General features: G+C 33.6%; 24 protein-coding genes and 1 tRNA gene. 8 read left to right on the top strand and 17 right to left on the bottom strand.

Annotation, left to right across the window (positions count from 1 at the left end; all coding sequences use genetic code 11):
* From C8P70_RS06965 to C8P70_RS06950, 4 genes are all read left to right on the top strand, one after another.
* Positions 1 to 234 (top strand): transposase (locus tag C8P70_RS06965; RefSeq protein WP_166666184.1); only part of this gene is annotated, 234 nt, incomplete at its 5' end.
* A gap of 625 nt (positions 235 to 859) precedes the next feature.
* On the top strand, positions 860 to 2,374 hold the full coding sequence (gltX, locus tag C8P70_RS06960; protein WP_133712620.1) for a glutamate--tRNA ligase: 1,515 nt from the start codon (positions 860 to 862) through the stop codon (positions 2,372 to 2,374).
* Positions 2,375 to 2,430: 56 nt separating this feature from the next.
* A complete protein-coding gene (locus C8P70_RS06955; RefSeq protein WP_133712619.1) occupies positions 2,431 to 3,381 on the top strand; it encodes a hypothetical protein in 951 nt (316 codons plus the stop codon).
* Positions 3,382 to 3,511: 130 nt separating this feature from the next.
* A complete protein-coding gene (locus tag C8P70_RS06950) occupies positions 3,512 to 4,465 on the top strand; it encodes an SPFH domain-containing protein (RefSeq protein ID WP_394346292.1) in 954 nt (317 codons plus the stop codon).
* Positions 4,466 to 4,524: 59 nt separating this feature from the next.
* Here C8P70_RS06950 and C8P70_RS06945 read toward each other — a convergent pair whose 3' ends face one another.
* From C8P70_RS06945 to C8P70_RS06930, 4 genes are all read right to left on the bottom strand, one after another.
* Complete coding sequence (locus C8P70_RS06945; RefSeq protein ID WP_133712617.1) at positions 4,525 to 4,779, bottom strand: DUF6327 family protein; 255 nt, start codon at positions 4,777 to 4,779, stop codon at positions 4,525 to 4,527.
* A 12-nt stretch (positions 4,780 to 4,791) separates the two neighbouring features.
* Complete coding sequence (locus C8P70_RS06940) at positions 4,792 to 5,142, bottom strand: hypothetical protein (protein ID WP_133712616.1); 351 nt, start codon at positions 5,140 to 5,142, stop codon at positions 4,792 to 4,794.
* 17 nt (positions 5,143 to 5,159) lie between these two features.
* On the bottom strand, positions 5,160 to 5,501 hold the full coding sequence (locus C8P70_RS06935) for a YtxH domain-containing protein (RefSeq protein WP_133712615.1): 342 nt from the start codon (positions 5,499 to 5,501) through the stop codon (positions 5,160 to 5,162).
* Positions 5,502 to 5,604: 103 nt separating this feature from the next.
* Entirely contained in the window at positions 5,605 to 7,287 is a 1,683-nt protein-coding gene (locus tag C8P70_RS06930; RefSeq protein WP_133712614.1) for a glutamine--tRNA ligase/YqeY domain fusion protein, read from the bottom strand.
* 123 nt (positions 7,288 to 7,410) lie between these two features.
* On the opposite strand from C8P70_RS06930, the gene folB reads away from it, so the two are divergent.
* Together folB and C8P70_RS06920 are read left to right on the top strand one after the other, a co-directional pair.
* Positions 7,411 to 7,767 carry a dihydroneopterin aldolase gene (gene folB / locus C8P70_RS06925; RefSeq protein ID WP_133712613.1) on the top strand — a complete coding sequence of 119 codons (357 nt, stop codon included), beginning with the start codon at positions 7,411 to 7,413 and terminating at the stop codon, positions 7,765 to 7,767.
* A gap of 90 nt (positions 7,768 to 7,857) precedes the next feature.
* Positions 7,858 to 7,928: transfer RNA gene (locus tag C8P70_RS06920), tRNA-Cys, on the top strand.
* A gap of 93 nt (positions 7,929 to 8,021) precedes the next feature.
* Here the strand turns inward: C8P70_RS06920 and C8P70_RS06915 are convergent.
* From C8P70_RS06915 to C8P70_RS06855, 13 genes are all read right to left on the bottom strand, one after another.
* Positions 8,022 to 8,702 carry a LysE family translocator gene (locus C8P70_RS06915; protein WP_133712623.1) on the bottom strand — a complete coding sequence of 227 codons (681 nt, stop codon included), beginning with the start codon at positions 8,700 to 8,702 and terminating at the stop codon, positions 8,022 to 8,024.
* A 106-nt stretch (positions 8,703 to 8,808) separates the two neighbouring features.
* Entirely contained in the window at positions 8,809 to 9,486 is a 678-nt protein-coding gene (locus C8P70_RS06910; RefSeq protein WP_133712612.1) for a head GIN domain-containing protein, read from the bottom strand.
* A 1-nt stretch (position 9,487) separates the two neighbouring features.
* Entirely contained in the window at positions 9,488 to 11,665 is a 2,178-nt protein-coding gene (rnr, locus tag C8P70_RS06905; RefSeq protein ID WP_133712611.1) for a ribonuclease R, read from the bottom strand.
* A 105-nt stretch (positions 11,666 to 11,770) separates the two neighbouring features.
* Positions 11,771 to 12,118, bottom strand: coding sequence for a hypothetical protein (locus C8P70_RS06900; RefSeq protein WP_133712610.1), 348 nt, complete (start codon positions 12,116 to 12,118; stop codon positions 11,771 to 11,773).
* A gap of 215 nt (positions 12,119 to 12,333) precedes the next feature.
* Positions 12,334 to 13,113, bottom strand: coding sequence for a DUF3575 domain-containing protein (locus C8P70_RS06895; RefSeq protein ID WP_133712609.1), 780 nt, complete (start codon positions 13,111 to 13,113; stop codon positions 12,334 to 12,336).
* Between the two features lie 119 nt (positions 13,114 to 13,232).
* The gene (locus C8P70_RS06890; RefSeq protein WP_133712608.1) at positions 13,233 to 13,958 is read right to left on the bottom strand and encodes a hypothetical protein; all 726 of its coding nucleotides are present in this window, start codon (positions 13,956 to 13,958) and stop codon (positions 13,233 to 13,235) included.
* Between the two features lie 71 nt (positions 13,959 to 14,029).
* On the bottom strand, positions 14,030 to 14,398 hold the full coding sequence (locus C8P70_RS06885) for a DUF4870 domain-containing protein (protein ID WP_133712607.1): 369 nt from the start codon (positions 14,396 to 14,398) through the stop codon (positions 14,030 to 14,032).
* A 16-nt stretch (positions 14,399 to 14,414) separates the two neighbouring features.
* Positions 14,415 to 15,710: a Kelch repeat-containing protein gene (locus C8P70_RS06880; protein ID WP_133712606.1), complete on the bottom strand. Its 1,296-nt coding sequence runs from the start codon at positions 15,708 to 15,710 to the stop codon at positions 14,415 to 14,417.
* A 285-nt stretch (positions 15,711 to 15,995) separates the two neighbouring features.
* A complete protein-coding gene (locus tag C8P70_RS06875; RefSeq protein WP_133712605.1) occupies positions 15,996 to 16,514 on the bottom strand; it encodes a membrane lipoprotein lipid attachment site-containing protein in 519 nt (172 codons plus the stop codon).
* 2 nt (positions 16,515 to 16,516) lie between these two features.
* On the bottom strand, positions 16,517 to 17,821 hold the full coding sequence (locus C8P70_RS06870; protein ID WP_133712604.1) for a C10 family peptidase: 1,305 nt from the start codon (positions 17,819 to 17,821) through the stop codon (positions 16,517 to 16,519).
* A gap of 11 nt (positions 17,822 to 17,832) precedes the next feature.
* Positions 17,833 to 18,489, bottom strand: coding sequence for a hypothetical protein (locus C8P70_RS06865; RefSeq protein ID WP_133712603.1), 657 nt, complete (start codon positions 18,487 to 18,489; stop codon positions 17,833 to 17,835).
* A gap of 12 nt (positions 18,490 to 18,501) precedes the next feature.
* Entirely contained in the window at positions 18,502 to 19,026 is a 525-nt protein-coding gene (locus C8P70_RS06860) for an outer membrane beta-barrel protein (protein ID WP_133712602.1), read from the bottom strand.
* A 121-nt stretch (positions 19,027 to 19,147) separates the two neighbouring features.
* Entirely contained in the window at positions 19,148 to 20,392 is a 1,245-nt protein-coding gene (locus tag C8P70_RS06855) for a hypothetical protein (RefSeq protein ID WP_133712601.1), read from the bottom strand.
* 209 nt (positions 20,393 to 20,601) lie between these two features.
* On the opposite strand from C8P70_RS06855, the gene C8P70_RS06850 reads away from it, so the two are divergent.
* On the top strand, positions 20,602 to 21,147 hold the full coding sequence (locus tag C8P70_RS06850; RefSeq protein ID WP_133712600.1) for an RNA polymerase sigma factor: 546 nt from the start codon (positions 20,602 to 20,604) through the stop codon (positions 21,145 to 21,147).
* Complete coding sequence (locus C8P70_RS06845; protein ID WP_133712599.1) at positions 21,144 to 21,845, top strand: tetratricopeptide repeat protein; 702 nt, start codon at positions 21,144 to 21,146, stop codon at positions 21,843 to 21,845. Before C8P70_RS06850 ends, C8P70_RS06845 begins: the two co-directional genes overlap by 4 nt.
* Positions 21,846 to 21,869: the final 24 nt, after the last annotated feature.

Raw genomic sequence — 21,869 nt, 5'->3', positions numbered from 1 at the left:
AATCAAAAGGATTATAAACCACAATTTTATTTGTTCAAAAAACAACGAAAGAGAATTGAAACCTTGTTCTCGCAATTGTGCGACCAATTTATGATGAGACGTAATTACGCCAAGACATTTGAAGGTTTCAAAACCAGATTATTAGCTAAAATAACGGCGTTAACAGTTGTACAATTCATCAACAAAGAATATTTCAATAGGAATATCAATAACTTAAAAGTGTGTATTATTTAAAATGCACAACGGGTATATTTTAAACAAAGTTTACTTATTAACCTTTTCAACAATTATTAATAATAGAATAGAATCTTTTAAAAAAAATGAAATTAATTCTAATCTTATATAGTCTGTTAATATCATCAATAACTTTTTAAAATAAATCTCACTAGTATAGTTATTAAATATTATCAACAGGTTTGTAATTTGTAAAATTCATATTACCAATTTATTGATTAAAGTTATTCACTTTAAAATTATAGTTATCTACATGTAAATATTGATAAGTATAGATGTCAATATCTGTTGATAAGTTTGCTTAAGTAGTTAAATAAAGTTCCAATACTTTTTTGAAATAAAATTTGTAAACCAATTTTTAATTATTGTATTGTAATTTTTTACGAAAAAACAAAAAATAGTTATTGAAATGTTTACTTATTTATTAACAAAATTAGTTTATAGTCAATTATCTGATATATAAAGTTTTAAATGTGAGTATTAACAAATAATTTTATACAGATAAAAGCCTTTGATTATAAATGAATTAGCTTTTAAATATAGTTCTGTTCACAGTATTATTTGTTTTTTAAAAGATACATAAATGTACTTAAATAGTATCTTTGTAAAAATATAATAAATCAAAATGGCTAATCAAGTTCGCGTGCGTTTTGCACCTAGTCCTACAGGACCTTTACACATTGGTGGTGTTAGAACAGCATTATTTAATTATTTATTTGCTAAACAGAATAACGGTGTTTTCTATGTGAGAATCGAGGATACAGATCAAAATAGATTTGTTCCTGGAGCAGAAGCCTATATTTTAGAAGCATTGGAATGGTTGGGTATTTCTCCTGATGAAACGATGGGAAAAAACGAAAAGTTTGGACCTTACAGACAAAGTGAACGCAAAGCCTTATACCAGCAATACGCAGACCAGTTGATTCAAACAGGATGGGCGTATTATGCGTTTGATACAGCAGAAGAATTAGACGAATTGCGCAAAAAAGCAGAAGAAGCTGGGCAAACGTTTATCTATAATCACAGCAACAGAGAACAATTAAAAACGTCTTTAAACTTGTCAAAAGAAGAAGTAGACCAATTAATTGCTTCAGATGTACCTTATGTAATTCGCTTCAAGACACCGGTAGGTGAAACCTTGTTGTTGAATGATCTTATCCGTGGTGATATTAAGTTTGAAACAAATTTATTAGACGATAAAGTATTATTTAAGAGTGATGGTATGCCAACCTATCACTTAGCAAATATTGTAGATGACCATTTAATGGAAACGTCACACGTGATTCGCGGAGAAGAATGGTTGCCTTCTCTTCCATTACATGAATTGCTATACAAAGCATTCGGATGGGAAGCTCCTAAATTTGCTCACTTGCCGTTAATCTTAAAACCAGTAGGAAACGGTAAATTGTCTAAACGCGATGGAGATAAATTGGGATTCCCAGTATTTCCATTGGATTGGCAAGACCCTATTTCTGGTGAGAAATCATCAGGGTATCGCGAAAAAGGATTCTATCCAGAAACGGTGCTTAACTTTTTAGCTTTGTTGGGGTGGAATGATGGTACAGATCAGGAAATTTTCTCTTTAGAAGAGTTAGTAGCAAAATTTGACTTAGGACGCGTGCATAAAGCAGGGGCGAAGTTTGATCCAGAAAAGAACAAATGGTTTAACCAGCACTATTTAAAACAGCAAAAAGACGCCAATCTAGCCCAAGAGTTCCAAGTAATCTTAAAAGAAAAAGGAATTCAGGCTGCGGATTCTTATGTAGAACAAGTAGTAGCTTTAATCAAAGAACGTGCAACCTTCGTTTCAGATTTCTTTGAATTGAGTGATTTCTTTTTCCAAGCACCAGCAACGTATGATCCAAAAGCATTAAAGAACTGGAAAGAGGATACAGCTGGATTAATGCAGCAAGTGGCTCAAGTAATTGAGGGAATAACTAGCTTTGAATCAACTGTGATTGAAAAAGAAGTGAAAGATTGGATTCATGAACAATGCATCGGAATGGGGAAAGTAATGCAACCGCTGCGCGTATGTGTGGTTGGAGAATTGAAAGGTCCGGATTTATTTCAAATCATGGAACTAATTGGAAAAGCGGAAACACTTTCTCGAATTAAAAAAGCAGTTAATGCTATAAGGTAGTTTTCATTATAATAAAGTTTTAATTGTATATTTGACAATTAACTAAAACTTTTTTTATGAAAAAATTATTATTATTTGTAGCTATTGGATTAACTGCTTTAATTACTTCGTGTAGTAATGATGATTCTTCTGGGTCACAGGAATCAAAGCTTTTATTAAAATCCGATATATCAGAAGCTAAAGTTGGAGAATCTGTTAATTTTACTGTTACTGTAGACGGCAAAGCAGAATCTGAAGCGGAATTATATATTGGTTCCAATAAAATTACCAATCCATATGTTTTTGATACAGAAGGAGAATTTAAAGTAGTTGCTAAAAAACAAGGATTTATTGATAGTAATTCAATAACAATTAAAGTTGTTTCAGATATTTCTGTTGCAAAACCACTTTCTTTAAAGGCTGATAAAACTTCAATTTCGGTTGGAGATTCTGTTAGTTTTGAAGTTACTGTTGACGGACAAACAGAATCTGATACAGAATTATATATTGGTTCTGATAAAATTGCTAATCCCCATGTTTTTTATACAGAAGGAGAGTTTAACGTAGTTGCTAAAAAACAAGGATTTAACAACAGTAACGTTGTGAAAATTACTGTTACTGCTCCAAAAACAGATAGTAAAGTAGTTGGTAAGTGGATACCTCAAAATATTTTAGTAACTGCTATGGGAACCGAAGTAGCAAACGAAAGTTATCCGCACAAAGCAACCTGTGATAAAGATTTTTTAGAATTTAAAAATGATTTAAAAGTAGAACTAGGTATTCATGCAGACGATTGTACATTAACAACATCAGGTGCTGATTGGAATATTCAAGGTACTACTTTGAATTTTAATGTTTTGAATAATAATTTTACGGCAACTATTGTAAGTAATACAGATAATGAACTGATTATTAAAGCAAATGGCGCTCAATTTGCGCCATTGGTTCCTATCTTGCTTCCGGATGTTGATGAAAGTCTTTTAGCATTATTGCCATTGGCAGATATTACATTAACGCTGGAAAAATAAATTAAAATCTCCCAACGGGGAGATTTTTTATTAATGAATATATCTTTATAATTTTAAATATTAATGAATAATTTAAAATCTAATATTTTTTTTGTTATTTTATATGCTTAATCGGTAAATTAAAAATATTATGCCTCTTTACATTATCATTTTTGTTGCTGTTGTATTGCTCTTCTTAGCATTTTTTACTGTGAAACAGCAATCGGCAGCTATTGTTCAGCGATTCGGAAAGTTTAACAGTATCAGACATTCAGGTCTTCAGCTCAAAATACCTTTTGTGGATCGCATAGCTGGAGTTGTTAACCTCAAAATTCAACAATTAGACGTGATAATTGAAACAAAAACGAAAGATAATGTTTTTGTTAAGCTAAAAGTTTCTGTTCAGTTTAAGGTAATCCCTGAAAAAGTTTACGATGCTTTTTACAAGTTGGAATATCCGCATGATCAGATTACATCTTATGTTTTTGACGTTGTACGTGCTGAAGTGCCTAAATTGATTTTAGATGACGTATTTGAGCGAAAAGATAATATTGCTGTAGCTGTAAAACGAGAGCTGAATGAAGCAATGACAACTTATGGATACGACATTATAAATACACTTATAACTGATATTGACCCGGATATTCAAGTAAAAAATGCCATGAACCGTATTAATGCGGCTGATCGGGAAAAAGTAGCTGCTGAATACGAGGCTGAAGCCAGCAGAATCCGAATTGTAGCAAAAGCAAGAGCTGAAGCTGAATCAAAAAGATTACAGGGACAAGGAATTGCAGATCAAAGAAGAGAAATTGCGCAAGGATTGGTTGAAAGTGTAGATATATTAAATAAAGTAGGAATTAATTCACAGGAAGCTTCAGCTTTAATTGTAGTAACCCAGCATTACGATACTTTACAGGCAGTAGGATCCGATTCCAGATCTAATCTGATATTACTTCCAAACGCACCTTCTGCAGCAACGGAAATGCTCAGCAGTATGATAACATCATTTGCAGCAACAAGTAAGCTAAAAGAAACGGATGAAGCTTTTAAAAGAGATAATGAAGCTAAAAAAAGAAAAGATAATAAAAAAGATCAGGAAATGTAAAAAAGATGGGGCTGTCTTACAACTTAAGACAGCCCCATCTTTTTTATAAAATTAATGGATTATTTATTATTCGACTTTTTTCGATTAAAAAAGTATTTTAGTATTGATGTTATTAGAAGAGCTTGTAGCCCTCCCGAATTTCTTACCTGACCTATTAGTAAACTAAAAGTATTTTTAATGATTCTCTCAGGCGATAGTCCTTCTTTCAAATCGTCTGCAGAACTAAGAATCTTCTGATAATGTAATTCGCGTTTAACCTTTAAAATCTGCAAATCTCCATTAATTTCTTCAAAAGAAGAATAGCTTTTTCTCATAAGATCTTTATTTTAGTCGTTAAAAATAATTTCAGACAGTTTTTTTATAACTGGTTTTTCTACAATAGATTTACGGCAGAAGTAAGCAATCAGAGTAGCTAAAATATATACTCCTCCTATAATTAAAAAACCTAGCTGAGTACTTTCTAAAGCGCTTCCTATAGCAAAAGCAGCAGACAGTGATAAAAATAAAAGAGTCATCATTAAAAATAAAGCTAATAAGATAAGTGTCATAAAAACACTAGCAGCTTTAGCACTTATCTTAAAACTTAATAAGCGGTAGTATTGTAAACTGGAGTCGAAAAACTCTTTAGAGTTTTCTTTTATATCGCTAAAATCTCTTTTAATATCCTTGTATGCCATTACCTACTGGTATAAAGTTACTTTTTAGCGTTTGCCGCTACTTTTTCGGTTTCTTTTTTTAATTCAGCTAGTTTTTTTTCTAAAGCTGTAATAACTTCATCTCTCTTTTTTCCTGCAGTAGAAACGAAATGATCTATACTATCTTCTAAATCGTGTTTTTTTCTTTCAACAACATGTCGAACCTGATTTTTTAAATCGTCAATTTTGTCCGATAAATCATCTCTGGATTGATCAAATGATTTTTTAATTTTTTTACGAGTTTTTTTTCCTTCATCGGGAGCGAATAGAATTCCTGCTCCAACTCCGATGGCTGCACCTACTACTAATGCAGCTAATGTGTTTCCTAAATGATTTGACATAGCATTAATTTTTTTAAAGTTATATGTCTAAAATTATAAAAAAAAAGACATTTTAACTGTTAATGAGGAGTTAAAATGTCTTTTTGTGAAAAAATAGGGAAATTTATTTTTGATCAATCTTTGCCCATGTATCTCTTAAACCTACCGTTTTATTAAAGATAAGAGCTCCTTCTCTGCTGTCTTTATCTACGCAAAAGTAACCGAGTCTTTGGAATTGGAATTTATCCCCTTCTTGGCTATTTTTGAGACTTGGCTCTAGATATCCTTTTACAATTTCAAGTGAAGCAGGATTGACAAATTCTAAAAAATCAACCTCTTTATTTCCGTCGGGATTTTCATCTGTAAACAAACGGTCATATATTCGGATTTCGGCTTCTATAGCATGAGGTATAGATACCCAGTGAATCGTTCCTTTTACTTTTCGCTTGCTCGCTTCTGTTCCGCTTCCGCTTCTGCTTTCAGGATCATATGTTGCATGAATCTCAGTAATATTCCCTTGTTCATCTTTAATTACGCTCTCCCCTTTAATGATATATGCATTTTTAAGGCGTACTTCTTTGCCTAAAGTCAAGCGGAAGAATTTGCTGTTCGCTTCCTCTTTAAAATCTTCTCTTTCAATGTATAATTCTTTTGAAAAGGGAACTTTTCTGTAAGTCATTATTTCTTCTTCCGGGTTGTTTTCAGCATCCAGCCATTCTTGCTGTCCTTGCGGATAATTAGTGATAATTAATTTTACCGGATCTAAAACAGCCATTACGCGAGGTGCAACTTTATTCAGATCTTCACGAATACAAAACTCAAGTAAAGAAACATCAATTAGGTTTTCGCGTTTGGCAATACCGATAGTGTCTGCATAATTTCGGATAGAGGCAGGCGTGTACCCTCTTCTTCTCAATCCAGAAATAGTAGACATGCGAGGATCATCCCAACCAGTTACGTGACCTTCAGAAACTAATCGGGCGAGTTTACGTTTGCTAACTACGGTATGGGATAGATTTCTACGGGCAAATTCACGTTGTTTTGGGCGTATTTTATCGTTTTCTACAATCTGATCTAAAAACCAATCGTAAAGCTCTCTGTGCGGCAAAAATTCGAGTGTGCAAAATGAATGCGAAATGCTTTCCAGATAATCACTTTCTCCATGGGCCCAGTCGTACATCGGGTAAATATGCCATTGATTTTTTGTTCTGTGGTGTTCTTTATTAATGATACGATACATAATCGGATCCCGCATCAACATATTTTTGTGAGCCATGTCTATTTTAGCTCTTAAAATATGTGTACCTTCTTCAAACTCTCCGTTTTTCATTCGCTCAAACAGCTCTAAATTTTCTTCAACGGTTCGGTTTCTATACGGGCTATTTGTTCCGGGTGCAGTCGGTGTTCCTTTCTGTATGGCTATTTCTTCGGATGTTTGACTATCCACATAAGCTTTATCACTTTTAATCATCTGAATTGCCCATTCATATAACTGCTGAAAATAATCAGATGCATATACTTCATTAGCCCATTCATAACCCAGCCAGGACACGTCATTTTTGATCGCGTCAACAAATTCTTGTTCTTCTTTTGACGGGTTGGTATCGTCAAAACGCAAATTAACAGGCGCATTGTATTTTAATCCCAATCCAAAATTTAAACAAATAGAACTCGCGTGACCTATGTGTAAATATCCATTAGGTTCAGGAGGAAAACGGAAATGAAGCTTTTCTTGTGATAAGCCGTTTTTTAAATCCTCTTCGATAATTTGTTCAATAAAATTTAATGATTTTTCTTTTGTTGACATGGATATAAATATTATAACTACAAAGGTATTAAAAAACGGATAATGCGATGAATTTTTGAAATAAGAAAGCAAAAATGTCAGCGTAATTATTAATTTTATACCCTTTAAACCTACAAAAAAATTATGGGAATTATAAGGTTAAACAATATAAGAACGTTTTCTTTTCACGGTTGTATGGATGAAGAGGCAAAAATAGGATCTGATTACAGAGTAGATTTGGAAGCAAGAGGAAATTTTACCACATCGGCGGTGTCAGATGAATTAGCTGATACGATTGATTATGTTCATCTGAATAAGATTGTAAAAGAAGAAATGGACAAAAGGTCAAAGTTGTTAGAAAGTGTTTGTCAGCGTATTATTGATAGGATATTGATTGAAATAAATTTAGTGGAAGAAGTAAAAGTAGCTGTTTCTAAAATAAATCCTCCAATTGGTGGAGATGTAGAATCTGTAACAATTGAAATGTACGGGATTAGATAATTTTTAAAAAAGGAGCAATAAAAAAACACTTTAAAACTGTTTTTATATTTAAATAATAATTCCTATGTTTGCATTCCAATAAAGGAAAACGGCATCGTGTCCGAGTGGCTAGGAAGCGGTCTGCAAAACCGTCTACAGCGGTTCGAATCCGCTCGATGCCTCGCAAAAAAGGATAGAAAACTATCCTTTTTTTGTTTTATAAACAAACAAGGCGTTACAATTGTAACGCCTTGTTTGTTCTTTTCTGGATATGTTTATTTCTTTTCTATTTGTTGTGTAAGAGGAATTTTAATATTACTCCCAGATTCTGGCAAAAAAGCTTTAACCATAATGACCATTCCAAAAATGATAAGTAAAACTGAACTTATTTTTTTTATTTTAAGAATATTATGTGGGGTAAGCTTTTTACGCAGTTGTTTTGCTAGCAGTATTTTAAAAATATCTGTTACAAAATAGGCTGAAATAGTGAATGCAAAAAATGTAAACATCCGATTGGTGTCCATATCCATAGTCGGACCTAATGTGATTATAATTGCCAGCCAAAAGCCGAGCACTCCCACATTGATAAAGTTCAACAAAAAACCTTTGGCAAATAAATTGAGATAATCTCTTTTTAAATTTGGCGATGCCAGTTGCAAAGTGTCAATTTGTACTCTTTTTAATTTAACGTATGAAATTACGCCATAAGTCATCATGAGTATTCCTCCGAAAATAAAAAGAGCAGGATCGTCTTTAATTGTGTTAATAAGACGAAAACTGCTGAAAAAGGCAATGGCAAAAAATAAAGCATCTGCCAAAACTACACCAAAATCAAAGGCAAGAGCGGCTCTGAATCCTTTGGTAATACTTGTTTCTATCAGAATAAAAAAAACAGGTCCAATCATAAAGCTCAGAAAAAACCCCAATGATATACCTGTAATAAAATCGTCCATCATTATACTCATTAAAAAGCAGAATTTTTACTCATAAGCAATAAGCTTTCGATGTAAATTTTGGCAATTTACAGCTTTTTATGGCAAAAGTACTCTGTGATGTTCTATTTTATTTATTTGCCTGTTTGATTATTCCTCCGGCAATGCTTTTTTCATTAATTTTTTTAGGTGAGCCATATATTATTATCTCCCCTCCTGCTCTGGTTTTTGCATTTACCAGTTCTGCGGCGTTTACTTCTGCTTGTCCGCCTGCATTTACCGTTACATCCGTTTGATTTGACAATAAGTCTTTGTTTTGCACTTTAGCACCTGAATTTGACAAAACATCCTGTACACTTGCTTTCCCCGATATTTGAGCTATAGAACCAGATCCTGCTTTTACGTTTAAGCGTTCAGAATCAACTATGAGGTTTATTGTTGAACCGTTTTTAGCGTTAACGTCTAAAGAAACTGTCTTAATACGATCACTTCCTTTGATGGAAGAACCACTTTCGGCCGTAATTTGGTCTAACTTTTTATAGTATAAAGTAGCTTTGACATTATCGCCCTGAAAGCTGTTTACAAGGTTCATTTTTATTTTTAAAGAACCGTTTTTATTAACTACACTTACATTGTCTATATCATTTCCGGTTATTTCTACTTTGTTATTGTCGGAAGATACTAAGGTTACTTCAATCTTGTCATAAACACTTAATTTTGAAAAATCGCCTACTTCAATTTCTTTTTTGCTTTGAGAAAATCCTAACTGTATAATCCCAATTGTCAATAAAATAATTATCTTTTTCATACTAATCTATTTTTCGTATATAGTTAAAATCTAACTGTTTTTTTACTAAATCAGCATTTTTTACAGTAATGATGACTTCATCGCCTAATTGAAGGAGATTATGTGTTGTTTGGCCGACTAAAGCATATTGTTTTTCGTCAAAAACGTAATAATCATCTTTTATTTCACGGATTCGCACCATTCCTTCACATTTATTTTCTACAATTTCAACATAAATTCCCCATTCTGTAACTCCGGAAATTACTCCTACAAACTCTTTGCCTTTTTGATTTTGCATGTATTTTACCTGCATGTATTTTATACTGTCTCGTTCGGCACTGGTTGCCAAGCTTTCCATAGATGAACAATGCTGGCATTTTTTTTCAAATTCTTCTTCATTTACAGATTTTCCTCCGTCCAGATAATGTTGAAGCAATCGGTGTGCCATAACATCCGGATAACGACGTATAGGTGAAGTAAAATGTGAATAATAATCAAATGCCAAACCATAATGTCCGATGTTGTGTGTAGAATACGAAGCTTTACTCATGCTTCGGATTGCGAGTGTATCCACCAGATTTTGTTCTTTTTTACCTTGAACATCTTTTAAAAGGGTATTCAGTGACTGGGAAATGCTTTTTGATGATTTAAAGTTTAACGAATGTCCGAATTTAGAAATAATCGCTTGCAAACCAAATAGCTTGTCTTCATCCGGTTCATCGTGAATGCGGTAAACAAATGTCTTTTTTTGCTTGCCAATAAATTCTGAAACTTTTCTGTTGGCTAAAAGCATAAATTCTTCAATCAGATGATTGGCATCTTTAGATTGCTTAAAAAACACGCCAATAGGTTCGTCGTTTTCATTTAAGTTGAATTTTACTTCGATTTTATCAAATGAAATGGCTCCTTCCTGCATCCGTTTCGAGCGCATAATTTTAGCTAAGTCATTTAATTTTAAAATAGCTTCTGCAATTTCTTCTGTAATTTCCTGAGACTTTCCGGTAATTGAAATTTCATCAGGAATGATACGGTCTTTAGTCTCAATAACATATTGGGCTTCTTCATAAGCCATTCGTTGGTCGGAATAAGTGACGGTTCTTCCAAACCATTGATTTGTAATTTGAGCTTTGTTGTTGAGTTCAAATACAGCAGAAAAAGTATACTTTTCTTCATTTGGACGCAGCGAGCAGGCAAAATTAGACAACACTTCGGGTAACATCGGAATTGTTCTATCCACCAGATAAACAGAAGTGCTTCGGTGAAAAGCTTCATCGTCTAAAACAGTGTCTTCTTGTACGTAATGAGATACATCGGCAATGTGAATACCTATTTCATAGTTTCCGTTCTCCAATACCTGAAAGGATAATGCATCGTCAAAATCTTTAGCGTCTTTCGGATCAATTGTAAAAGTAAGAACATCGCGCATATCTCTGCGCTTTGCAATTTCCTCGGGGCTGATGGATGTATCCAATTTATTGGTATAAGCTTCCACTTCAATCGGAAATTCGTTTGGTAAACCGTATTCAGCTAAAATAGCGTGAATTTCGGTATTGTGTTCTCCTTGCTTGCCTAATATTTTTATTACTTTTCCAAACGGACTATCTGCTTTTTCTGGCCAGTCTTCTATTTCTGCTACTACTACATCTCCGTTTTGTGCCTCTCCTATTTTGTCTTTAGGGATAAAAATATCAGTATACATTTTGGTATCGGCAGTGGAGACGAAAGCAAAGTTTTTCTGTAAATCAACTACTCCTACAAAGTGTATTTTGTGGCGCTCTAAAATTTCTACTACTTCTGCTTCTGCTTTTTTACCTTTTCGCTTGTTGTAAATATAGGCTTTTACCAAATCGCCATCCAGTGCTTTATGAAGGTTGTTAGTCGGAATAAAAACATCGTTTTCTAATTCTTCGCTTACCAGATAAGCGGTTTTACGACCGGTCATATCAATGCGACCTTCTACATAATTTGTATTTGGTACAAATCTGTATTTTCCGGTTTCGATTTCTTCTATTTTTTGCTCTGAAAGCAGCCGCTTTAACTCTTTTATAATTTCGTTTCTGCCTTGCGTATCTGTTATCTCAAGCTGAGCAGCTATTTGTTTATAATTATAGGATTTTTGAGTGTTTTTAGAAATAACTTTCAGTATTTTGGCAGAAAAATCAAAGTTTTTCTTCTTTTTGTTTTTTATTTTTTTTGTCATAAATTTTATACCATAAGCCAAATAATGGCTTTTATTGAATTTAAAGGTACAAAAATAGAAAGGTTTAATTGTAAAAGTTATATTAATTCTCTCTTTTATGGTTTTTTAGATCCATTTATAAGGAACTGTTGTTGCGTCCAAAAGAGGAATGTTTAAATATTGATTGATTTGGACGGCAGCGGATTTAGTTTCTTTGAATAAATCTATATCTGTTTCAAATAAAGTTGTACAATGATTGTTGTGATCAAATAGGTTTATTTCATATACATTGAAATAGCGATAATTCATAGCTTTCCCTCTATTGGTTTTTTGTACTCTTTGTGCCTTGAAAACAGAAATATAAGAGATGTTTGGCAATGGTTTCCATTTTCCGTATTTTAAACCAAACAAAGATTTGTATATTCTAAATTCGTTTGTTGTTTTGTTTATTTGGATTCCTTTTTCTATTAGCATAATTATTACATTGAGTATAATACCAAAAGGTAATAAAACGATGTATTTATTTGAATTTAAAAAATAATATCTCATAGCAAGTAAACATAATGTGATGATTATCGAACTGATAATAATGATAATTTTTGTGTTTTTTTCAAAAAGTAGATTTAACATTATATAAGAATGATTTTTCAAATATAATTTAAAATAAGTATTGAGTAGTTTTTTTGTATTTAAAAACTATAAGCTATACTCAACCCGGTCCGCAATCCTGCCCAAGGCATTTTTCCATCAATTTTGATTCCGTCCTCGTTTACTTCGTATTCCATATTTTTAAAATTGTCTTTCAGGTCTTTTGCAAAATAATTTAATGCTATTTGTTCGTCAGGTGTTAAGTTTCGGTTGGAGCTGATGTTAATGTTTGCAAAACCGTAATTTCCGCCGATAATTTGCCAGTCTAAATAAAAATTTTTACCAATATTCCACTGTATTCCACAATATATTCCACCAGAAAATGCGTTTATATTTCCTTTTAAAGGGAGATCGGGATCTTTGTTCAATAAAAGTAATTCGTTAAAGCGATAGGCGTAATCTACTTTAGTAGTTTCAATTTTTGCAAACGCAGCGATGTAAAATCCGCTAAATGCTCCTTTTTTTCCAAAGTAAAATTTTATTTCGGGAGCAAACGAAAAGTTAGAATATTTGAGTTTGTCAACGTCAAAAGTCAGGTTTTTATTTGAGGTGTCGTTTTCAAATATTTTTTGCAAAGTACTTTTGAACGGAGCTTTGCCTTTTGGACGATAATTTAAAGTAGCACCTATTGCCCATTGGTTTGCTATTTTTCTTTCGTAAGACAGCGAACCCGTCCCCCAAACTAACGGGACAAGATTAAATTTTACTAAATTTTCTATAGAAGGATTGATAATATGGCTATCATTTTGCGTTGATGTCAAATCCTGAGTGTATACAATTGCACTGTAAAATAGAGCAAATAAAATAAATGTAAGTTTCATAAAAATGATTTATAAGTTGTTTATAAGTTTTTGCGGTAGTTTTATATTTTATGTAAAATAAGAAAAGCCCCCTCATAATTTTATAAACTATAAGGAAGCTTTACCCATAAAAAAACTAACTAATTATTGCATTTTGCCAAGACTTCTTTTGCCAAGTTTATGGCAGCATCGAGTGTAGTGTCGGCTTGTGCTGTAACTTTAGTTTCGATGGTAAAGTGTGCAGCGCCCGATAAAACAGCTAACTCCAAACCGTAAGTATCGTTCCACTTCCAATAAGCACGATCGGCAAGGTCATTTACAGGTTCATAGATTAAATTCATTCGAGCATCTAAAAAACCTTTGGCTCTTTCATATTCGGTTGGATTATCGGCGTATTGTTTTTTTAGATTTTCCAAAAGCTCGTTGTATTCCTGTTGACTTAATTTTTTATAACTTTGGTCAAACAAGGCAATTGCTGATTCCTGACTATAAAGCTTTAACTGCTCATCGGTATAAAAATCCAGTTGCTTTATAACTACCCGATTTTTATCCGGACCTTTTATTATTACTCCCGAGATTTCTATTTCCAAATCTGGTCGGTCGCTTAACCATTCATAGCTGCACGAGCCATATTTTCCGGTTATAGATGAGATTTTTATTTTGTACGAAGCTTCGTCAATAGTTACGTATTTGGCGATGTCATCTTTGGTTAGCAGTTTTTCGTATTGATAGTTATAATTTTGTAAACAGACAGCTGTTTTATTGCTTTCTGAACTGTTTCCTGAATTGCTTTCTGGACTGCTATCGTTATTGCCGCAAGAAACTATAAATAGCGCAATAAGAAGGGTATAAAATATATTTTTCATTTTTTTATTTTTGTGCTGTTAGATATCTCTAATTACTTGGCATGACAGAGTAACTAATTATTAATCATTAATTACAATTTCACATCTTTAAACCATTCTTGATATTTAATTCCCAATAGCGGAACAGGTTTTTCTTTTCCGGTTAGAGCATTTATCAAACCCGAAAACCATAGTATTGACAGGGAAATCATTCCCAAGACATAAGCTGTCCAGCCTAAAATAGGAATTACATTTAAAGCTGCTAATACAAGAGATGTACAACCAATTCCCAACATTTGACGGATGTGGAAACTTGCAAAAGCGTCTTTCTTTTCGTTGTTCATAACCACTGCTACTATCCAGCCTATAAGTGTAATATAAGCTAAGATAGCAATGGTTTTGTTGGGTTCTGAATCAGAAGTTACTTCTGCTTTGTTTTCTAAATTTTCAGTATTTTCCATAGCTTTTTTAATTTAATTATTCTTCGACTACCGTAAATTCTAATTCATACAATATAAAATTGCCGTCTTTTGTACCGGCTGCATATAACTTATCTGCCGATGGCGACATCAAATTAGTGTAAAGAGCTTTATCAAACATATTGGATAGATTTTCAATCGGATTTTCCAACCACTGGTTATCAGCAATATCAAACACAAAAACGTTGTTGGAATTATAATAGTCGAGAAATAAAACATAATTTTCAAATGCTATCAAGTGTTGAGGAGGTCTTCCAACAATAGAACTTGAGCGCATACCTTCAGGAAGAGAAACGTCTTTAACAGTAAGTTGTTCCGTGTCATAAATATAAAAAACACGACGAGGATCTCCGGAAGCAGGATTTACTTCGCCCAATATATACATTTTGTTATTGTAAATAGCTGCGTGCGCACCGCCATTGACAGCTACGGGCAATTGCGCCGGAGTTTCCCATGTATCCGTTTCTGGATTGTATCGGTCTATACTTTGGGCGTGTGCATCATTTCTCGAATTGCCAACGTAATATAAATATTTGCCGTGTACGGCAGCAGCCCGTTCTCCGCTAATGTATTGGTCAGCAACGTCAATTTCACGCCAAGTATCGCGGAATGGTATTCCTCCTCCGGTTTCTTTAGGAAAATAAGCGCGCATTTTTCTATTGGCTAAATAAAAAATGAGGTCTTGACCCAATACCGCCTCTTCCACATACAGCATTTTTCCTTCAACACCTACAAAATTAAGCTGATTGGTGTGGTTAAGTTCTTCCCAAGTGTCGTTCGTCAAGCTATATCGCTTAAATTTATTGGTTGTACTGCTAAACGTATATACGTGCGTTTTGCTCATGGTCATCCTGCTGGGGCCTGTTCCGTATGCCGGCGTGTATGGGACGGTATTCACTTTGTTAAAAGTGAGTTTGGCTACTTTTTTTGCCGGAGCTTTTACGGTAATCTTTAATGGTTCGCTATCCTTATACGTTGCTTTTTTAGCTACAACCTCATATTCGCCTGCGGTATCAAAAGTATGTGTTGTGTCACTTAGTTTTTCGTCGTCTATGTAAATATCGGCATCAATGGTTTTGCCGTCAGCGGTTATGGTAAAGGTTACTATTTCGCCTTCGTCAATATCTGTTTTTGAGGCAGCAAGCATCAGTTGTGCATCTTCTGTCGGATTGATAGGATCCACAGGGTCTGGTTTGTTGCCCGGTCCGTCATCTTTGGAGCAGGCAAATAGCAGGAGTGCACTGCATAGGAGCACTCCTGCGTATTTAAAATATGGAGAAAATTGTACTTTCATGATATTGTTTTTTTATTCACTCCAAGAACTTGTCAGAAAAGTGTCATTCTGAACGCAATGTAATGAAGTGAAGAATCTTAAATCATTGTATTTTAGCGATTACTCCTGCGTCGGAATGATATACTTTGTGTGTTTTAGACTTTTCGGACAATTTCGGATTTAAGAATGTTAATATTTAACTCAGTTTTTAGCTATAAGCCTTATGTTTGTCTTGCTTTCCAGCTATCGCAAAGCATGGCAAACTCCTCATTGCACAAAGCCTTTTGACTTTACGCAATATTTTTATTATTTACTTTTGGTTATTTTTAATACTTCTTCAATCGGTGTGGATTTATACAAAACGCTGTTATAAACTATTTTGTCTAAATGAAGTTCTCCATGGATAATGTTTCCATAAACAATTATTTTGTCATATTCATTTTTGTTATAACGAAATAAATAATAAGAAGCTTCATTTCCTTTTTCACCTTGGAAATTCCCTAATTGAAAATTCAAAATAAATTTTTTGTCTTCATAAATTCTGACTTCAATATTGTTTTCTATGTCAGCCATCATATTTCCTTTGTCTGAATAAAGAGGATCCCAATTTTTATCAGTGGCTATTAGACTAAAATATTGCTCATCAAAAGGAGAGTTCGGATTATTTGTATCAAACAGAGGAGTTCCATCCTTATCAACAAACAAAACATCTTGACTTATATTTATGGTTGTCCAATCTCCCCTTCCTATAGTTTGCTCTGCTTCCTTGTCATTACAAGAAGACAAAGAAATTAAAGCTAGTGCGAAAAAAAATATTTTTTTCATAATTATCTTGGTTTTATATTATATATCATGTGTTGTTTATATTGGTAGTTAGGACTATAATTTCCATGCATTTCATCTCCCCAGTTGTCATAATCGTACCAGCCGTTATAAGTTCCTCTCCACCCCCAATTCATGTAAATATAATCGGGTAAAGCAATGTATTTAGTCATAAACCAGTATTTTACTTTAAGTATTTTACCAGACAAACCATCTGCTACCCAAGCATGGCAACGATCATATGAATAAGTTGTTTTTCCTATTGTAAATCTAAAAAGACCTGTTTTTTTAGGAGTGGATTTTATTTTTCTTTCAGCACAACCGTCCAAATAAACAGGTCTGCTGTTTAGGATTTCATTTGCTATGGTATTTTTATTGATATCTGAAACTCCTGAAACAGAATATCCAAAATAATAGTACAATGCTATTGCTGCATTATTGGAAGAAGCACCTGAAGCACTACAAGAGTAATTCATGTTAACAGTCTGCCCTATAGTTTGCATGAATTTAGCTATATTATCAGCTCCTGTTGTGGTATAGTTTGAACTATTAACATAATTAGGCATTGTATTGGTCAATGCTGGTTTGTTATGAAACTTCATAATCTGAGCCATTGCTACTGCCACACAACCTGTTGGCGTAGTACCCTGAGGACAATTGTTAAATCTGACATAGTTATTATAAGCAACTATATTTGTTGAATAGCTTTGTCCCCATGTTGTACTTAACCAAGGACCATAATTAAAATGACTAATAGTCTGAACAGTCATTGCATTAGGAGTACCAACTGTTTGGGTATCTAAGGCTGGGTTTAAGGCAACCCATTGATAAATCACATCGGTGTCTATTTCCTGAGGATTATTGATTAAATAATCTATTTTTACAAATTTCTTGGCTGTCCAATCATTTACGCCGTCATGTTCTTCTATATTTTCTAAATTAAATTTACCTGTATCAGCATACGCTAATATTGGAGTTTCGACAGTGGAAGCAGATACAACTGTAAATCCTTTATCCTCTTTTAAATTTATAACATATAAAATAGGTTGTTCTTGTTCATTTTCAACGGTTAAAAGCTCTTCAATATCTTCTATGCTAATTTGTGGTTTTTCCTCATCTAAATTCAAAAAATTAATAGCAGTAACTTTGGCATCTTCAGAATTTATAAATAATGACAATTCAGGGATTGATTTTTCCAAAGTCTGATATTGATATTCATTAATGCTATTTTCTTCATTATGACTACAAGATGCAAGACATGTTGCAATTAATAGTGCTATTGTCCATAAAAAAGATCCTTTATGTTTCATAGTTTTAGTTTTTAGAATCCAAAGTCAAGACCTGCGGAAATATTAAATTTGCCATCTGTGATTTTTAGCCTTTCGCCAACGCCTCCCAACGGATAAACGTCTAAGTGAAAAGTACCGGACAGCTGCGTATATCCTTCTTTTCCGCTTGGGTGTCCCAAAACCGTCTGCTCGCCGATTTTAAATCCGGTTATTTCTAAGGTCCCAACCGGCTCCTCCGGATTGTTTGCATCTCCCGACACATACGTTGTGGTATCCCGCAGGTCTGTACTTGAGCCAAATATGCCCCATGCATATCCTACCTGAAAATCTTTTAAAATAATGGGATACGTTCCTTTTGGATTTCTGAATTTACTTTCCGGAATTGCGATAAATAAGGTTATGGTTTCTGCCAAATCATCTTCTGTGGCACTGTTCTTTTCAATTATCCGGCTTCCGCCCACAGAAACGTACCGAAAATCTCCCTGTTCGCTGTTTCCTTCTTCTTCGGTGAAAAGAGTACTGAGAAAGGAATTCCAGTTTTCTCCGTTGACTTTCATTGTCAGGGTTGAGTTTCCTAAACTGCCTCCCGGTGAATCGTCATTGTTATTTTTGGAGCAGGAAAATAGCAGGAGTGCGCTGCAAAGCAGCACTCCTGCGTTTTTAAAATATGAGAAAAATTGTGTTTTCATTGTTCAAATTTTTTAAAGAGAGAAATTGTAGCCTGCACGAAGTGCCACAAAGTTGGCTTGATCTACGATTTGATATCTCAGTCCCAAATCCCAATTTCCAAATTCGTATCCTCCGCCGATACCCAAGCTAAATTTAGTTTCGGAAGCAGTGCCGGAAGCATCGCCAAAAAACCCACCCATTCCTTTGAGTTCTGCTTTTGAGCTTAGAAACATGAATCCCAATTGAGGTTCGGCATAGAATCCGCTAAAATTATGACGGTATCCAAATTGCAGGGGAATCATTCCTACGTGTCCACTGACGAAATCGCTGCTTTTCATTCCAAAATGCAGATAACCAATTGTTCCGGTGATGTCTCCGTCCTCGCTGATTCCGTAAAATACTTTTCCGGTGGCTCCGAAGCCTGTAGAAAATCCGTCTCCAAAATTGCCCATCGGCAAAGCAACTTCGGCACCTACCCCAATTTTGTGGAATCCTTCTTGTGCGTTTGCTGCTGCAAATGCAAATAACACAACTAAACTTGCAATAATTTTTTTCATGTTTATTTCTATTTTTATTAATTGATAATTTCAAAACCACACAGACATATTGATTTTCGTGTACATCTCAACATTTTTATTTGTATCTATGTGGTTTATTTAGATTATTATAAAGAGCACTTTACCATACTACTGAAACACAACCTTCATTGTTCACCGTAATATTAGATCCAATAATCAAATTTGCATCACCAGGCGTACCAAGCAATCGATAATTAATGCCGCAACCATTAATATTTTTAAATTTCACATCATGTATGTTGAGCAAACTTTCATACCATAACCATATATTTCCCGTGGGTGCATCAAGTCCTGAATAATGGAATTCTGCAAATGCAATTTCATTTTCGGAATGCTTGCTTTCTATATTAATTCCCCTCCAAGCTTTGCTAACTTTTGAAGTTCCTGTTAAAATGATCGGATCATTGGTTGTTCCTACAGCTTTCAATCCACCACCGTTTTCTTCGATTTTCAGAAAAGTTCCTGCACCAAATTCAATCACTACGCCTGGTTCAATCGTCAGTAAGCTGTTTACGCCTATTCCTTTCACACTGGTCGACAAAACTTCATAGGGCACATTGATTTTATGCCAAGTAGAAGGGGTGTTAATTGTTTGAGTATAAGGTTTAATAACTACATAGTCCTTTGTATTTCCTTTGTAATCATTGGTATTATTAACTGCATCAATTAATTGTGGAGTGATTTGTACTGGCACATTATTGTTCGTAAAAACATTGTTTTTCAATGTTAAGTTAATTCCGCCATAATCGGCTTGAAAGCCATTGGTTTTACTATTCGAAATAAATGAGTTTTCTAATACTAATGAAGAACCCGAATAAGTAATTACAGCTCCTAAATCCCCATTACTATTAAATTGTTTTCCACCAGCGTCTTGTACATGAACATAGCTTAACTTGTTCAAAGGACTATTGCTGTCAAAGAAAAGTCCTCGCCAATACCCTTTTTCTTTAGTTTTTCCTCTAAAAATAACAGGCTGATCGCTTGTACCTATTGCTGAAAAAGAAGCCTTTGTCGTATTAAAGCCATCAATTTCAATTCCGGCATCTTGTTCAAATTCAATTACTACACCTGGTTCAATTTTGATGTCAGCATTTCTTACTGTCATTACACAAGTAATGATATAATCCACTGCTGCATTAGGATTGTCAGTCAAAACACGATCTTCACCGTTAAAGTAATCACAATCCAGTACAATCGGCGGATCGGTTTGTACAATTGGTTCCTTATCATCCGGATCTAGGATCCCCCCTCCGTCATCTGTGCTACAAGCTCCAAACAATAATCCTGCTGTTATTATTCCTACAGCATAGAATTTTTTTAAATAATTTGATTTTGTCCAATTCATAGTTTTAAATATTAATTATTTTAAAATTTTTTTAATTCAAAATATATTCTACTTTAGATATGTTTTATTATTTTATCATAAAAAAGTATAGCTTTGCAGATATAATATATTTGTTTGCTTTATATAGTTTATAGCGACAAAGAGAAATGGTAAACATCTTTTTTAATTATTTTTTAAAAAATGTTTACTTCAACAGTTTTAAGATATAAATGAGTAGGGAAAAAAGCTTATTAGAACAGATACAATCAGGAGATCAACGCGTCATAGAAGAGGTTTACATTTTATATAAAAAGGATTTTGTGGCTTATGCCTCGCGTTTTTCCGTAAATGATGAAGATGTTGTTGATATTTATCAAGATAGTATCATTGTATTGTATGAAAATATTATTTCAGGAAAATTGGTTTCTCTGACAAGTTCGTTAAAGACTTATTTGTTTGCTATTGGTAAGTATAAGATATACAACAGTCTAAAAATAAAAGCAACAACAAAGGAGAGATTTTCCGATTATGAGTTTCTTTTTAAAGAAGATAATGAAGAGGATTTTTTGCTTAAGGAAGAAAATATAGAAAAAGTACAAAAAGGATATCAGGGATTAGGAACAAGATGTCAGGAGGTTCTAAAAATGTTTTATTATGAAAACTTATCCATAGAAGAGATTAAAAATCGTTTAAACTACACCTCAAAAGATGTTGTAAAAAGTCAAAAATCTCGCTGTATTAAACAACTAAAAGAAATAGTATTGAAATTAAGATGAATACCTCAGATTTAATAGAAAAATATATTCAAAAGAAAGCCACTGCTGAAGAGTTAGAAATAATAAAACAGCTGATGGATAGAGATTCTGAGTTTAAAAGCGAAGTTAGTTTTCATTTAGAAATTCGGAAAGCAATAGAAAAAGAAGAGCGTGAAAGGCTTAAACAGCGTCTGCAAAGTTTGGAACAAAACAAACAAAATAAACGATTCCTTTCATTATGGTGGAAAATTGCAGCTGTTTTTGTTGTTGGAGCAGGTTTATTATGGCTTTTTAACCAGCCTGTCAACTATGAAAAAATATATGTTGAAAATTTTGAAATTTATCCAAATATTGTTGCACCAACCGTTCGCGATTTTAATGGCTCAGAAGAAAGCATAGCAAAGGCATTTAACTACTACGACAGCCGTAATTATAGAGAAGCTGCTAAGGCTTTTGGAGCTTTGCAAACCGAAGACGCACATTTTTATTATGCGATGAGCCTAATGGGAGACCATCAAATTGAAAAAGCTATTGAAATAATGAAAAGTTTTGATTTACAATCTTCTGAAAAATACAAGAATCAGATTAACTGGTATCTTGCTTTGGGATATTTAAAAATCAGAGATAAAGATAAATCGATTATTTACTTAAAAAAGGTTATAAAAAATGATCAGACAAGAGCATCAGATGCTCAAAAAATAATGTTGAAGCTCAAGTAATATATTTCTTAGGCAATGTTGATG

The organism is Myroides indicus, from assembly GCF_004364575.1.
GTDB lineage: Bacteria > Bacteroidota > Bacteroidia > Flavobacteriales > Flavobacteriaceae > Flavobacterium > Flavobacterium indicum_A.
Note: the sequence above shows the minus strand (reverse complement) of the source record. Positions and strands in the feature narration are given on the sequence as shown.